Raw genomic sequence first — 13,441 nt, forward strand, 5'->3', positions numbered from 1 at the left:
AACAAGAAGGTGATGGGCATGGGGTGGTTTAGTAATTCTAAAAAATCAAATAATGATTTAATCGTTACGGCATTAAATAAGTCACTTGCGGTGATTGAGTTTGAGCCTAGCGGCATAATTATTACGGCGAATAATAACTTTTTAGATGTAATGGGTTACCCCTTAGAAGAAATTCAGGGCCAGCATCATTCAATATTTGTATCTAAAAAAGAAGCTCAGAGCAGTGAATATAAAAGCTTTTGGCAAAGCTTGAAAGGCGGAGAGTTTATTGCTGATGAGTTTAAGCGGATCAGTAAAAGTGGCAAAGAAGTGTGGATCCAAGCAACTTATAACCCCGTTAAGGATGAGCATGGAAATGTTATAAAAGTTGTGAAATTTGCCAGTGATATTTCGGCGCAAAAGATGGTCGCTGTTGAAGCTGCGGGGCAAATTGCTGCTATTAGTAAATCTCAAGCGGTGATTGAGTTTGATTTAGATGGCAGCGTGTTGACCGCGAATGACAACTTTTTGCAGACATTTGGTTATCAGTTAGAGGAAATAGTCGGACGGCATCATCGTATATTTATTGAGCCTGAGGTTGCTAAAAGTGAGCAATACCAACTGTTTTGGCAAAAATTAGGCCGTGGTGAATTTGACTCCGGTGAGTATTTACGTATTGCTAAAGATGGCAGTGAAGTATGGATCCAAGCATCTTATAATCCAATATTTGATCTCAGTGGCAAACCTTATAAGGTGGTTAAATATGCGACAGACATCACAGCTCAAAAAGAATTAGAAAAAGAATCAAAAAGGGATGCTGATCTATCGAGCGCATTAACGATCTGCCAGGCGAGTGTGATGATGGCAGACAATGATTTACAGATAGTGTTTGCTAATAATCAACTAAAACAAATGCTCCAAGCCAGACAAGGTGAGCTGCAGAGTGTACTAGGTGATTTTTCCGTCAATAGTATAGTGGGCTCAAGTATTACGGCATTTTTTGAAAATACAGCACAGCAGGCTCAGTTGTATACAAACTTGACCGACTCTATTGAATCAAAACTAGAAATTGCATCGTTAATTTTTAATATTATTGCGACCCCTTGGTTTAATAAAGAAGGTAAACGATTAGGAACTATAATTGAGTGGCAAGATTTAACCGAAAGTATTAAAAAAGCGACTGCTGAAAAACGTGCTGCTGAAGAAAATCTTAGGGTGCGTCAAGCCCTGGATCGAGTTGCAACAAATACCATGATTGCAAATACTAAAAACGATATTATTTATATGAATGAAGCAGTGCAAAATATGATGCGCAACGCTGAGCAAGATTTACGTCGCGATTTACCTAATTTTGATAGTAGCCAGTTATTAGGGCAAAACATTGATGTATTTCATAAAAATCCAGCGCATCAACGCAATCTGTTAAGCAAGCTAACCGATACTTACAGTGCAGAGATACTGGTTGGCGGGCGCACTTTTGGTTTAGTTGCTAACCCTATTTTTAACTCAGAAAATGAACGAATCGGCACTGTGGTGGAGTGGGAAGATCGAACAGCCGAAGTCGCAATAGAAAAAGAAATTGCTGACTTAGTCAGCTCTGCACGCAAAGGTAATCTAGACGCTCGTGTTACAGAGCAAGGTAAGGGCGGTTTCTTTTTACGTTTAGCTAAAGGTCTAAATGGTTTAATTGGTATTGTTGATGATGCTGTCACCGGTACTGCTAATATGCTTGATGCGATGGCCAATGGTGATTTATCAAAACGGATAGAGCAAGAGTATCAGGGGTCGTTTGAAAAACTCAAGCGTGATGCCAATACCACGGCTGATAAATTAACGGAAGTCATTAATCGTATTAATACCTCGGCAACCTTAGTGGCAAGTGGGGCAGAGGAAATATCTCAAGGCAACGCTGATCTAAGCCAGCGTACAGAAGAGCAGGCCTCATCGCTTGAAGAAACAGCATCTAGCATGGAGGAAATGACCAGTACAGTACGTCAAAATGCTGATAATGCAAAAGTGGTTAATGAATTAGCAGAAGAAACGCGCGACAAAGCGCAGCAAGGGGGCGAAGTTGTTAATCGCGCGGTGATCAGCATGTCGGCAATTAATGAGTCGAGTAAAAAAATTGCCGATATTATTAGCGTGATTGACGAGATTGCCTTTCAAACTAATTTATTAGCTCTTAATGCCGCTGTTGAAGCTGCTAGAGCTGGTGAACAAGGGCGTGGCTTTGCTGTCGTTGCCGGCGAAGTGCGTAATCTAGCGCAGCGTTCCGCGGGGGCTGCAAAAGAAATTAAAGAGTTGATCAGAGATAGCGTTGGTAAAGTTGAAGATGGCACTTTATTAGTTAATGAATCAGGAGCCACTTTAAAAGAAATTGTTATTGCAGTACAAAAAGTAACTGAAATGATATCTGATATTGCAGCAGCATCCGAAGAGCAAAGTTCAGGTATTGAGCAAGTCAACAAAGCTATTTCGCAAATGGATGAAATGACCCAGCAAAATGCGGCCTTAGTTGAGCAAGCATCCGCGGCCAGCGAGTCAATGTCAGAGCAAGCGAATGATATGACCCGGTTACTGAACTTTTTTACTATAAGTCAGCAAGACGCTGTAATTAATACTGCATCAGTAACTCCTACTACCGCGCCACCACGTAGTAATAATATCCGTAGTAAAGCGCGAGGTAATAACTTTGCTAATTCAGCTGATGAATGGGAGGAATTTTAACGTTTTTTGCAATCGGATTACTAGTTAAGCCTCTGTACTTTGAAAAATCCAGAGTCTTAACTTTTAGCAATTTTGTTAATATTCAATCGCAGCTCAGTCACGCCTATTGCGAGTAATTGTAATGAAAGAGTTTTTACTAACCGACCATGATTTCAAGCAAATAGCTGCAATAGTTTATGACGCGTGTGGCATTGTATTAGGTGATCATAAACGAGAAATGGTCTATTCACGTCTTGCTCGTCGGCTCAGAACATTGCAGCTGACAAATTTTAAACAGTATTTAGCTTATTTAGAGGCACATAAAGAGCAAGAATTTAGTGATTTTATCAATGCAATAACAACTAATCTGACTTCTTTTTTTCGTGAATCACATCATTTTGATTATTTGCAATCCCATGTAATACCAAAGTTATTAGTGACAAATAAAAGTACTCGGCGAGTTCGGATATGGTCTGCAGGTTGTTCAACTGGGGAAGAACCCTATTCTTTAGCTATGACCTTACATGGGTTATTTCCAGCCGATTGGGATGTGAAAATTTTAGCCACTGATTTGGATTCAAACGTATTAGCTAAAGCACAATCAGGTACCTACACTGCGGCTAATGTGAATGGACTTGAACAACATCAATTACAGCGCTGGTTTTTAAAAACTAAAGATGGTGAGTTATTCAAAGTTAAACCTGAATTACAGCAAAAAATTCATTTTAAGCGGTTGAATTTATTACAAGACTGGCCAATGAAAGGGCCTTTTGATGTGATCTTTTGTCGTAATGTGGTGATTTATTTTGATAAAGAAACAAAAGATCAGCTATTCCACCGTTATTGTCATATTTTAGCTGATCATGGATACCTATTATTAGGTCATTCTGAAACCATGGGAAAGGAGCATAGTGAGTTTAAAAACTTAGGTAAAACTATGTATCAGAAGGTGATTTATGGATAGTCATTTTAAGCCAGTATTACATGGCTTTGAGCATATTAAGCGGTTTTGGGACTCAGGTCAGCGGCAAGTTATTGCTAAAGTATTGCCCGGTGAATTTTACGTGTCAAAAAACGATGAGATGATTTCCACTGTGCTAGGTTCATGTATTGCAGCTTGCATTTATGATGACAAGCTTGGTGTGGGTGGCATGAATCACTTTATGTTACCGATTGAAAAAGGCGCAGAGCCAACTAGTGCGCATAACTTAAATTGTCGTTATGGTAACTGGGCGATGGAGTTTTTAATTAATGAAGTACTTAAAAATGGCGCCTCTAGGCAAAATCTAAAAATAAAACTGTTTGGCGGCGGTAAAATTATTCGCTCGATGACAGATATTGGCCTTGGTAATATTCGCTTTGCTTATTCTTATGTGCAAGAAGAAGGGCTAGAATTAGTGTCTCATGATGTGGGGGGGCCTTGGCCGCGTAAGGTCAATTTTAACCCTCAAACAGGCAAAGCACAGGTTAAAAAATTGCGCGACATGCACACTGATGTGATTGAAAAACGCGAAGTCCGTTATTTACACGATATTGAAGAACAAGATTCTAAAACCGATATTGAGTTATTTTAAGGGGTAAAAAATGGTCAAGGTGTTAGTGATTGATGACTCGCCATTGATTCGACGAGTATTGACGGAGGTACTACACCAGGCTGATGATATTCAGGTCGTAGGGTGTGCAGAAGACCCTTATCAAGCACGAGAAATGATTAAACAGCTTAATCCCGATGTGCTGACTTTAGATATTGAAATGCCGAAAATGGATGGCATTAGTTTTTTGAAAAACCTAATGCGTCTACGGCCTATGCCTGTGGTAATGATATCAACGCTCACCCAAAAAGGTTCACCGATAACTTTGGAGGCGCTGGAATTAGGAGCAGTTGATTTTATAGCTAAGCCGACAGTCAATGTATCTGAGCAATTAAGCCAGTATGCTAAATTAGTGCAACAAAAGGTCCGTACGGCAGCGGCGGCACGAGTACGGCCTTTTAAATTAAGCCAAGTACAACCTATCGAAACGCTAAGTAATGCACAGTTTAGTATCAATAAGGTTTTGGCGATTGGAGCTTCAACAGGAGGAACAGAGGCGATTAAAGAGGTGCTAATAAGAATGCCAGAAAACTGCCCTCCGATCGTTATCACGCAGCATATTCCACCTGTGTTTAGTAGTTCATTTGCTTTGCGCATGGATAGGACATGTACTATTAATGTCAAAGAGGCGCAGCAAGGCGATAAGTTAAAAGCTGGCTGGGCGTTTATCGCCCCGGGTGGTCAACACTTAAGCGTTATACAGCAAGGAGGCAGCTTATATTGTCAGCTTGATGAGAGCGAGCCGGTTAACCGTCATCGTCCTGCGGTTGATGTATTGTTTAACTCGCTGGTTAAAGTTTGCCCTAAAAATACCATCGCAGCTTTATTAACGGGTATGGGGAGCGATGGTGCGCAAGGTTTACTGGCGCTAAAACAGCATGGTGCTTATACCGTAGCGCAAGATGAACTATCGTCAGTGGTATGGGGCATGCCTAAAGCCGCTGTAGAGATCGGAGCAGCTTTAGCGGTGGTCTCGCTTGATAAAGTGACGCAGCATCTACTAAACCAAGCAATGAAAAAGTAGTCACCTTATAAACTTGAGCTGATTATCCCGGGCTCAGGTTGATAATTATCAAGGGATTATATTTTTACTGCACAATTACCCACGGTTGTGAAAACCAATAATAGCTATTCTTATGAGCAATTGATGGCGCTGTGCAGTTAAATCGTGATCGCCCTTGAGCTAAATTTTTCGGTGAATTTATGGTCACAGTATCAGCTGCTGACCAGTCTAGTTTTGCCTGACCGATGCCCGATACATAACAAGCTAGCTGACTTTTATGAAAGTCTCCCATATTAAATTTAATGCTGATCTGAGGTGGATTTTGGCTGGTCACGCTATCAATATAAGTAAGCTCTTGGATTGAAAATGCGCGAGAGTTTAGTTTGGTCACTAGCGTATCAAGCTTGCTATAAAACCCAGAAGCCGGAAAGCGTGGTAAACGGCTAAAATCAGAATCTTTGTTGATGGCACCAGAGTGTTGGCCAATACCAATAAAGCCCAACTCTTTCACTAAACTTTGTAATTGGTTATTAAACTCGCCATATGGATATGCTAAGTATTTATAGTCATGGCCAATTTCTTCTTTGATCCGTTGTTGTGATGACAAAATATCTTGCTTAATACGCGCCTGCCATTGTTGGGGTGTTTCATCGGCTAATTTACGATGTAGGTAATCATGTTGTGCGCTGTGATTGCTGATCAGAGCACCTTTTTTGGCAAGTTCTCTGAGTTTATTCCAGCCCATTACATAGCCTTTACCTTCATCAATCAATTTTGGATTAACGAAAATCGTATAGGGGTAAGCAAACTTTTCTAATATCGGCGCTGCTTGTTCATAATTATTGTTGTAACCATCATCAAAGGTAATAGCGACGGTTTTATCTGGTAAACTTTGGCCTTGTTGTAAAGCAGATAGTAATTCATTCAGTGGCACTACGTTAAAGTCATGCTGTTTTAGATAGTTTAAATGCTCAGTGAAGGTTTCTGCACTGACACTGGTGACTGCTGGCAGGGTCTCACTGACATGGTGATACTGTAAAATAACTGCGCTGTGAGCAGATAAAGATAGACAAAAGAGGATCGATAGCAGACTGTGAAAAAATTTCTTAATCGTCATAAAGCACACCATAAAAGCTTGCTGTTGTTAGCTGGTCCAATGATATTATCAAATATAACCGTGCCACTGTTAGGAATAGTTGATACTGCAGTAATAGGGCATCTTGGTAGTGCTCATTTTCTTGCCGGAATTGCCTTGGGCGCCACGGTAATTTCATTGCTATTTTGGTTGGCGGGCTTTTTACGCATGAGTACCACAGGGCTGGTTGCGCAAGCTTATGGCAAGAAAGATTATCCTCAATTAGCCGGATTATTAAAGCGCAGTTTAGTATTAGCGCTTATCGTGGCATTTTCTTTAATTGCTTTATCGCCACTTATTAAAAATGCCATAGCTTACCTTTCTGGTTCCAGTGCGCAGGTGCTCGCACAAGCTTATAGTTATTTTGAAATTCGTATTTTTAGTGCACCAGCGGCATTATGTAACTTGGTATTATTAGCTTGGATGTTAGGGATTCATTACGGTAAAGGGCCTTTTTATTTATTACTAGTTACTAATATCACCAACATTGTTTTAGATATTTATTTTGTTGTGTACTTAGATTGGCAAGTCGCCGGAGCTGCTTGGGCATCGTTGATTGCCGATTATACCGCGCTATTATTTGCATTATTCTTGGTTTTTAGGTTAGCGAAAAAAATGACTGTGCCGCTATTTTTAGGTGGGTGGTTTAGCCGAGATAAAATGTGGGCGTTATTAAGTCTTAACCGTGATATTTTTATTCGCTCCTTAATTTTACAACTGTGTTTTAGCTTTATGACCTTCTATGGTGCACGCATTGGCGAGGTAACGCTTGCGGTAAATGCTGTATTACTGAACTTTTTAATGCTTGTGAGCTTTGCTCTTGATGGTATTGCCTATGCAAGTGAAGCAAAAGTTGGCCAAGCAAAAGGTCAACATAGCGTACGGCGTATAAACTTATGGGTAAAAATAAGCGTATTTTGGGGAATGCTATTTGCTTTTTGTTATAGCGTGTTTTTTGCATTGTTTGGTTCGCAAATTATTACCTTATTAACAGATATTCCTGAAGTGATCAAAGCCGCTAATGAATACTTACCATGGTTGATTTTTATGCCATTAGCGGCAATGAGTTGCTTTTTGTTTGATGGTATTTTTGTTGGCCTAACCAGAGCTCAAGATATGCGAAATACCATGCTAATTTCAGCATTAGTTGGATTCTTTGGCGTGTTTTGGGTGTTTAATGCTTGGCAAAATCATGCGCTTTGGTTAGCAATGACCTGCTTTATGCTACTGCGTGGCATTACATTGGTCGTACGTTATAAGCAGTTGCAAACAGCGCAGCAGTTACTGAATTAATAGAAATAGCAATAAATCTAAAGTTCACTTATAACTTTGGATTTATTGTGCTAAAACGGCGTCGTTAAGCACTGTTTATTTTAACTTCGATTCGCATCTTGGGATGGCTTGGATATATGACTGAACTTTATCATTGGTTTGATTTAATTGGCATCGCCGTATTTGCCATGTCAGGCACTTTAATTGCCTATGATAAAAAAATGGATGGCTTTGGAGTCGTGGTACTGGCGACGGTCACCGCGATAGGTGGTGGCACAATTCGAGATTTGATTTTAGATGTTCCGGTATTTTGGTTACACGACCAAAGTTATTTTATCGCGATATTTGCGTCTGTCTTTGTTACCACGCGATTGATCAATAAGCAAAAATCAATTCCTTTATATCATTTACAAGTTGCAGATGCGTTTGGTTTAGCGTTCTTTGCTGTAATGGGGGCGCAAAAAGCATTGCTCGCGGGGATGCCAGCTACAACCGCAATTATTATGGGAGTGATCACCGGTTGCTTTGGCGGAGTAACGCGAGATGTGTTGGCAGGCAATATTCCTATGCTATTAAAAGGTGAGCTATATGCAATTACTTGTATTGCTGGTGGTATTGTTTATACCCAAGCAATTGTATTGAACATTGAGACAGAGATAGCGATGGTGTTAGCGATGTTAACCACCTTGCTGTTACGCCTTGCAGCAATGAAATGGCAACTAACACTACATATTTTTAAATATCCTGACTAGACTGTAAAGAACAGAACGTTACAGGGACAAAGGATGTCATTAGCTCGAATTTATTCTCGTGCCCAAGTGGGTATTCAAGCACCTGAAGTGATCGTTGAGGTGCATCTAGGTAATGGTTTACCAGCATTTCATATTGTAGGTTTGCCCGAAGCCTCAGTAAAAGAAGCCAAAGATCGTGTACGCAGCGCATTAGAAAACTCTAAATTTGGTTTTCCAGACCAACGCATTACAGTCAATTTAGCACCTGCTGATTTACCCAAAGAGGGGGGGCGTTTTGATTTAGCGATTGCGGTTGGTATTCTCATCGCTTCAGAGCAAATTGTTTGCACTGATATTGAACGCTATGAATTTTATGGTGAGCTGGCACTGAATGGCGAAGTGCGTGGCGTGAATGCAATACTCCCATCAGTTTTAGCAGCTAAAGCACAAGGGCGTTGTTGTTTTTTACCTTTAGTAAATGACAGTTTAGCGAGTTTAGTAAATGGCGTTGAGCGCAAAGCGGTCTCTTCTATCCAAGAAGTATGGAGTGATTTACTCAATCAGCAGCCTTTACCTCTTAATATTAGCTACCCAGAACAGCAACATAGCGGTGTTGAATTCTTAATTGATTTAAGTGATGTAAAAGGCCAGCCGGGCGCGAAAAGAGTGTTAGAAATCGCTGCGGCGGGTGGCCATAATTTACTTTTTTTGGGGCCACCTGGTACGGGGAAGTCAATGCTCGCGCAACGTATGCCGACTATTATGCCGGGCATGTCCGATGATGAGGCACTTTCCACCGCAGCGTTGTATTCAATTATTGGTCAAAGTGTCGATCTAACTAACTGGCGCAAGCGACCATTTCGTAATCCTCATCACACATGCTCCGCTGTGGCGCTAGTCGGAGGCTCTTCAAACCCAAAACCAGGGGAGATTTCACTGGCACATAATGGCGTATTATTTCTTGACGAACTACCTGAGTTTGAACGTAAGGTGCTTGACTCATTACGCGAGCCAATGGAGACAGGCACTGTAACGATTTCAAGAGCGGCAAGGCAAATGGAGTTTCCTGCACAGTTTCAATTAATTGCGGCTCTTAATCCAAGTCCTACGGGTTGTCATAATGATAAGCGCGCAACTCCGGATCAAGTTATGCGTTATTTATCGCGGGTATCAGGACCATTTATTGACCGTATTGATTTACAAATAGAGCTACCACGTTTAAGCAGTGCGCAATTGCAAAGCACTCAAGAAGAACAAAGTAGTGCGACTGTGCGCACGCGGGTCGAGGCGGCATATAATCTGCAATTGCGTCGCCAAGGTAAAGTCAATGCGCGACTTAATAATAAAGAAATGAGTGTGCATTGTGCGCTTGCAGCGCCGGAGTTACAGTTTTTAGCTAAAGCCAGTGAAAAGCTATCATTATCGCCACGCTCTTATCATCGAGTGATCAAAGTAGCGCGAACAATTAGTGATCTAAAAGGGCAAGATAATATTAGTTTAGATGAACTAAAAGAGGCACTCAATTATCGTGCATTTGAACGTTTGTTATCACAATTAACCCAGTATTAGTGGTTAGATTGCATTAAATTGACAGCATGTAGCCTTTACCGCGTACCGTAACGATGCGTTTTTGGTCTTTTTCATCGCTCAGTTTTTTACGTAAGCGACCAATTAAAACATCAACAGTTCTGTCATTTGGACTCCAATCTGGCTGGCCAATTTCTTCTGATATTTTTTCACGAGACGTGGCTTTTCCTGCGTTTGAGATCAAACAAATTAACACTTTATGTTCCGCTTCAGTGAGCCTAGATTCAATGCCATTAGCAGTGATTAAAGTGCGGTTGTCTGGATGCAGTTTGAAGTCAGCATATTCAATAAATTCTTCGCTTTCATCGCTACTGTTATTATTGCTTTTTAAGCGCTTATAAAGTGCTCTTATACGCAGTTCAAGCTCTAATAAATCAACAGGTTTACAAATATAGTCATCAGCGCCTTGAGCAAGTCCGGCAATACGATCGGCTTGAGAATCTCGGCTTGAAAGCATGATCACACCAATGTCTGTGAGGGTGTTGAGTTCTTTTGCTAAATGTAAGCCATCACGTTTAGGTAATACTATGTCAATAATTGCTAATGATATGGCATCATAATTATTAGCGCGAGATTGCACTATAGCTAAGGCATCAGCGCCAGTTGCATCATTCTCAATGCAAAATTCAGTCTCTGCAAAATGATTGATTATGCGTTTAACTAATAGTTCGTCATCTTCAACCAATAAAACATGAATAGTCATAGTATCTTAATTACCTTTAATGATGCCTCTATGTTATCACTCATTCGTAAAAGGTGAGAAGGGCGATTTTTAGTATTTATGCACTATTTAGGTGATTATTTAATTATTATCAACAGGTAAACATACTAGGTTTACCTGTTGAACAGAATAAAAGCTACTTTTCAGGGTATAAGTACTGCCACCACTGTGGTTGCTCTTTTAAATGCTTATCGAAGTAGGCAAGCATAGTATTCCACCAATCAAAGCGTTGATCGCGAGCAAAAATTTGATGGTCCGCCCCTTTATATTCAATAAGGTCAACATCTTTGCCTAGTAGTTTCAGCGCAGTATACATAGTGTGACTTTCGCCTACAGGTACATTGGTATCAGCATCACCATGTAATAGCAGTAGCGGTGTGGTTACTTTGTCTGCATGGAAAACCGGGCTATGTTGGCTGTATAGTTCACTATTATTCCAAGGATAGCTGTTTTTAGAGGCTTCGCCAGAATATAAATAGCCCCACCAACCGTGACCCCAATACGAGGTAATATTAGAAATCCCCGCGTGTGCGATTGAGGCACTAAACATGTCTGTTTTAGTGGTCAGTAACATAGTCATAAAGCCACCGTATGATGCGCCTAAATTACCTAAACGATTTTTATCAATAAATGGATACTGTTTTAATAGTGCTTGGGTACCTTGCATAATATCGTCAGCAGTATATTGACCCCACGCATTCACATGCTTAGCAGAGAACTGTTGGCCAAATCCAGTTGCACCGGTCGGTTGCACTACATAAACCACATAGCCATGCTCTGCCCATAAATTGAAAGGATAACGCCCAGTAAAACCACGAGTAACCGGTGATGTACCGCCATAGTAATATACTAATGCTGGGTAGTGTTTGTTCTTATCAAGATTGCTTGGAAAGTAAACACGACCTTTAATTTCAACACCTGCGGTATTGATGAAGTTAAATTCATCTAAGCTGGCTATATCGGTATTTGCATACGCTTGTGGTTTAGAATCCCACAATGTGGTTGCGGTGTTTTTATTAATACTTAACTGTTTTAATTGCTGTGGAGATGATGCATTAGAGCCGCTAACTAAAATAGCTGGGCTGCGGTTGTTTGAATAACTGAATTGTTCAACTACATCAAAACCTGTTTTGAGTTTGCTAAAGCGTTGTTTGCTTTTATCGTACAGGTATAAAGCAATCGTATCTTGCTCAGTGACTTTAACGAGGGCATCGCCATTAGCGAGTACTTCAAGTTGACCAATGGCAGGATCAAATTCACGACTTAATGGTGCTGCATTTTTACCATGATCAGTTAATAGGTAAAGCTGTCCATCATAGTTGTTGGCAAGCATATTCTCAGGTAGGTTTCTGCCTAAACCATCTTTAAAATCAGGACCCGCAGTGACATAAATGTCATCACCTGTGTATTTAGCTTGATTAAACGTAGTAAACTGACCAATAACTGTGTTGCTCGCATTGGCAATATTCAGTTCCACTAACTCTGTGGTGGGGTGAGTCGACGCTTGCATTACTTGCACACCACGACTCAGTAATACCGTACCACGTTTGCTATTAAAATCTTCAATACTGTGACTAAGTGGTCCTTGGCTCAATGCTTTACTCAGGCCTGTACTTATATCTAATAAGTAAGCTTGTGAGGTTGTGCGGGCATATGACCAGCGATCTTGTAAACCTTGGTAGTGTTTAGTTAGGCTGTTATCAGCTGCTGGTGATTTGGACCAGCTGAAGATTAAGCTGTTGTTATCGTAATAAGCAAAGTCACCCGCGCCCTCTAGGTTGTTGGCAATCACTTTAAGATTAAGGGTTTTGCGGTTTAATTGCTTTAATTTTCCATCTAATAGATAGACTAAATAATTGTTATCGGGGCTCCAAATAATGTTACTCGGTTGACCCGACTCAAAACGGTAAACTATTTGATTATCATCATTTTTTAGCTCAGTGATCACATTTGCTTGATTACCCGTGCTATCTTGATAATGGCGTTTTGCCACTAAATAGTGTTTGGCATCAGGTGCTAAAGATAGTGAACTGACCGTTGTGGCATCAAACAGTTGCTTGGCAGATAAACCATGTTGCTCTTTATTGCTAAAAGTTAATCGATCAATTGCTGCTTTAGGCTCGAAATCAACGTCAACATCGTGCCAATTAGCAACTTGTTCAGCAATAATCACTATTTGGTGATCGCCTTGCGGTAATGCCAGTTCATAGCTTTCTTTTGTGGCTGTTTGTTTTTCACCATTGATAAACAACTGCGCTTTTTCGATACCTTTAAGTGTCAATGTGCCTTGGCTAAAGCGCTCAGCATGAGTGGTAAACTTTAATGCTTGTAGACCGCCGAGGGTTAATGCATTTACTTTATCTAAGGTTTGCCATTTTAATTTTTCGCCAAATACCGTAATGCTTGTTGTTGGTTGTTGAATGCTAGGTAATAGGGCGTTAATAATCGCATCTTGATGCTCAGTTTGGTATGGCTTTAGCTGCATGTCGGCTGCAATTGGGCCAATAAACTTAATATCTGCTTTATCTAATGGTGCAGCCACTAGAGCGCTACTTAACGTGCTTAAAGTTAACACCGCGAGTGTGGTTGTTAGGCGAGGTGTTTTTCCGCGCCATAGTGAACTAAAATTCATTATTGAGCCTGATGTAGGGAATTTAATTTAATATAGCATGTGGTTGTGATGTCAAAAAGTGCTCTGCGATGGATTCCATTGCT

10 protein-coding genes are annotated in these 13,441 nt (G+C 40.6%); 7 read left to right on the top strand and 3 right to left on the bottom strand.

Going from position 1 to position 13,441, the window contains the following annotated elements:
* Positions 1 to 18: 18 nt before the first annotated feature.
* The 4 genes from H5187_RS13230 to H5187_RS13245 all read left to right on the top strand — a co-directional run bounded on the left by H5187_RS13230 (position 19) and on the right by H5187_RS13245 (position 5,301).
* On the top strand, positions 19 to 2,706 hold the full coding sequence (locus H5187_RS13230; RefSeq protein WP_182794414.1) for a methyl-accepting chemotaxis protein: 2,688 nt from the start codon (positions 19 to 21) through the stop codon (positions 2,704 to 2,706).
* A gap of 121 nt (positions 2,707 to 2,827) precedes the next feature.
* Positions 2,828 to 3,649, top strand: coding sequence for a protein-glutamate O-methyltransferase CheR (locus H5187_RS13235; RefSeq protein ID WP_182718551.1), 822 nt, complete (start codon positions 2,828 to 2,830; stop codon positions 3,647 to 3,649).
* The gene (gene cheD / locus H5187_RS13240) at positions 3,642 to 4,259 is read left to right on the top strand and encodes a chemoreceptor glutamine deamidase CheD (RefSeq protein ID WP_182718552.1); all 618 of its coding nucleotides are present in this window, start codon (positions 3,642 to 3,644) and stop codon (positions 4,257 to 4,259) included. Before H5187_RS13235 ends, cheD begins: the two co-directional genes overlap by 8 nt.
* 10 nt (positions 4,260 to 4,269) lie before the next feature.
* Positions 4,270 to 5,301 (top strand): chemotaxis response regulator protein-glutamate methylesterase, encoded by a 1,032-nt coding sequence (locus H5187_RS13245; RefSeq protein ID WP_149980432.1) that lies wholly within the window; start codon positions 4,270 to 4,272, stop codon positions 5,299 to 5,301.
* Between the two features lie 64 nt (positions 5,302 to 5,365).
* Here the strand turns inward: H5187_RS13245 and H5187_RS13250 are convergent, their stop codons facing one another.
* Positions 5,366 to 6,397 (bottom strand): polysaccharide deacetylase family protein, encoded by a 1,032-nt coding sequence (locus H5187_RS13250; RefSeq protein ID WP_182797936.1) that lies wholly within the window; start codon positions 6,395 to 6,397, stop codon positions 5,366 to 5,368.
* On the opposite strand from H5187_RS13250, the gene dinF reads away from it, so the two are divergent.
* The 3 genes from dinF to H5187_RS13265 all read left to right on the top strand — a co-directional run bounded on the left by dinF (position 6,374) and on the right by H5187_RS13265 (position 9,987).
* Positions 6,374 to 7,708, top strand: coding sequence for an MATE family efflux transporter DinF (gene dinF, locus H5187_RS13255; protein WP_182731732.1), 1,335 nt, complete (start codon positions 6,374 to 6,376; stop codon positions 7,706 to 7,708). The two genes, H5187_RS13250 and dinF, sit on opposite strands and share 24 nt — an antisense overlap.
* Positions 7,709 to 7,824: 116 nt before the next feature.
* On the top strand, positions 7,825 to 8,439 hold the full coding sequence (locus tag H5187_RS13260) for a trimeric intracellular cation channel family protein (RefSeq protein WP_145237840.1): 615 nt from the start codon (positions 7,825 to 7,827) through the stop codon (positions 8,437 to 8,439).
* 33 nt (positions 8,440 to 8,472) lie between these two features.
* Positions 8,473 to 9,987, top strand: coding sequence for a YifB family Mg chelatase-like AAA ATPase (locus H5187_RS13265; protein WP_182731733.1), 1,515 nt, complete (start codon positions 8,473 to 8,475; stop codon positions 9,985 to 9,987).
* A gap of 13 nt (positions 9,988 to 10,000) precedes the next feature.
* Here H5187_RS13265 and H5187_RS13270 read toward each other — a convergent pair whose 3' ends face one another.
* On the bottom strand, positions 10,001 to 10,708 hold the full coding sequence (locus H5187_RS13270) for a response regulator transcription factor (RefSeq protein ID WP_149980436.1): 708 nt from the start codon (positions 10,706 to 10,708) through the stop codon (positions 10,001 to 10,003).
* A gap of 154 nt (positions 10,709 to 10,862) precedes the next feature.
* Positions 10,863 to 13,358, bottom strand: coding sequence for a S9 family peptidase (locus H5187_RS13275; protein ID WP_182718557.1), 2,496 nt, complete (start codon positions 13,356 to 13,358; stop codon positions 10,863 to 10,865).
* Positions 13,359 to 13,441: the final 83 nt, after the last annotated feature.

Source organism: Pseudoalteromonas sp. SG44-1, from assembly GCF_014164315.1.
GTDB lineage: Bacteria > Pseudomonadota > Gammaproteobacteria > Enterobacterales > Alteromonadaceae > Pseudoalteromonas > Pseudoalteromonas rhizosphaerae.

Coding starts and splice junctions, on each gene's coding strand:
- H5187_RS13235 (WP_182718551.1), top strand. CDS start 2,828: ATGAAAGAGTTTTTACTAACCGACCATGATTTCAAGCAAATAGCTGCA.
- H5187_RS13245 (WP_149980432.1), top strand. CDS start 4,270: ATGGTCAAGGTGTTAGTGATTGATGACTCGCCATTGATTCGACGAGTA.
- H5187_RS13250 (WP_182797936.1), bottom strand. CDS start 6,397: ATGACGATTAAGAAATTTTTTCACAGTCTGCTATCGATCCTCTTTTGT.
- H5187_RS13260 (WP_145237840.1), top strand. CDS start 7,825: ATGACTGAACTTTATCATTGGTTTGATTTAATTGGCATCGCCGTATTT.
- H5187_RS13270 (WP_149980436.1), bottom strand. CDS start 10,708: ATGACTATTCATGTTTTATTGGTTGAAGATGACGAACTATTAGTTAAA.
- H5187_RS13230 (WP_182794414.1), top strand. CDS start 19: ATGGGGTGGTTTAGTAATTCTAAAAAATCAAATAATGATTTAATCGTT.
- cheD (WP_182718552.1), top strand. CDS start 3,642: ATGGATAGTCATTTTAAGCCAGTATTACATGGCTTTGAGCATATTAAG.
- H5187_RS13275 (WP_182718557.1), bottom strand. CDS start 13,358: ATGAATTTTAGTTCACTATGGCGCGGAAAAACACCTCGCCTAACAACC.
- H5187_RS13265 (WP_182731733.1), top strand. CDS start 8,473: ATGTCATTAGCTCGAATTTATTCTCGTGCCCAAGTGGGTATTCAAGCA.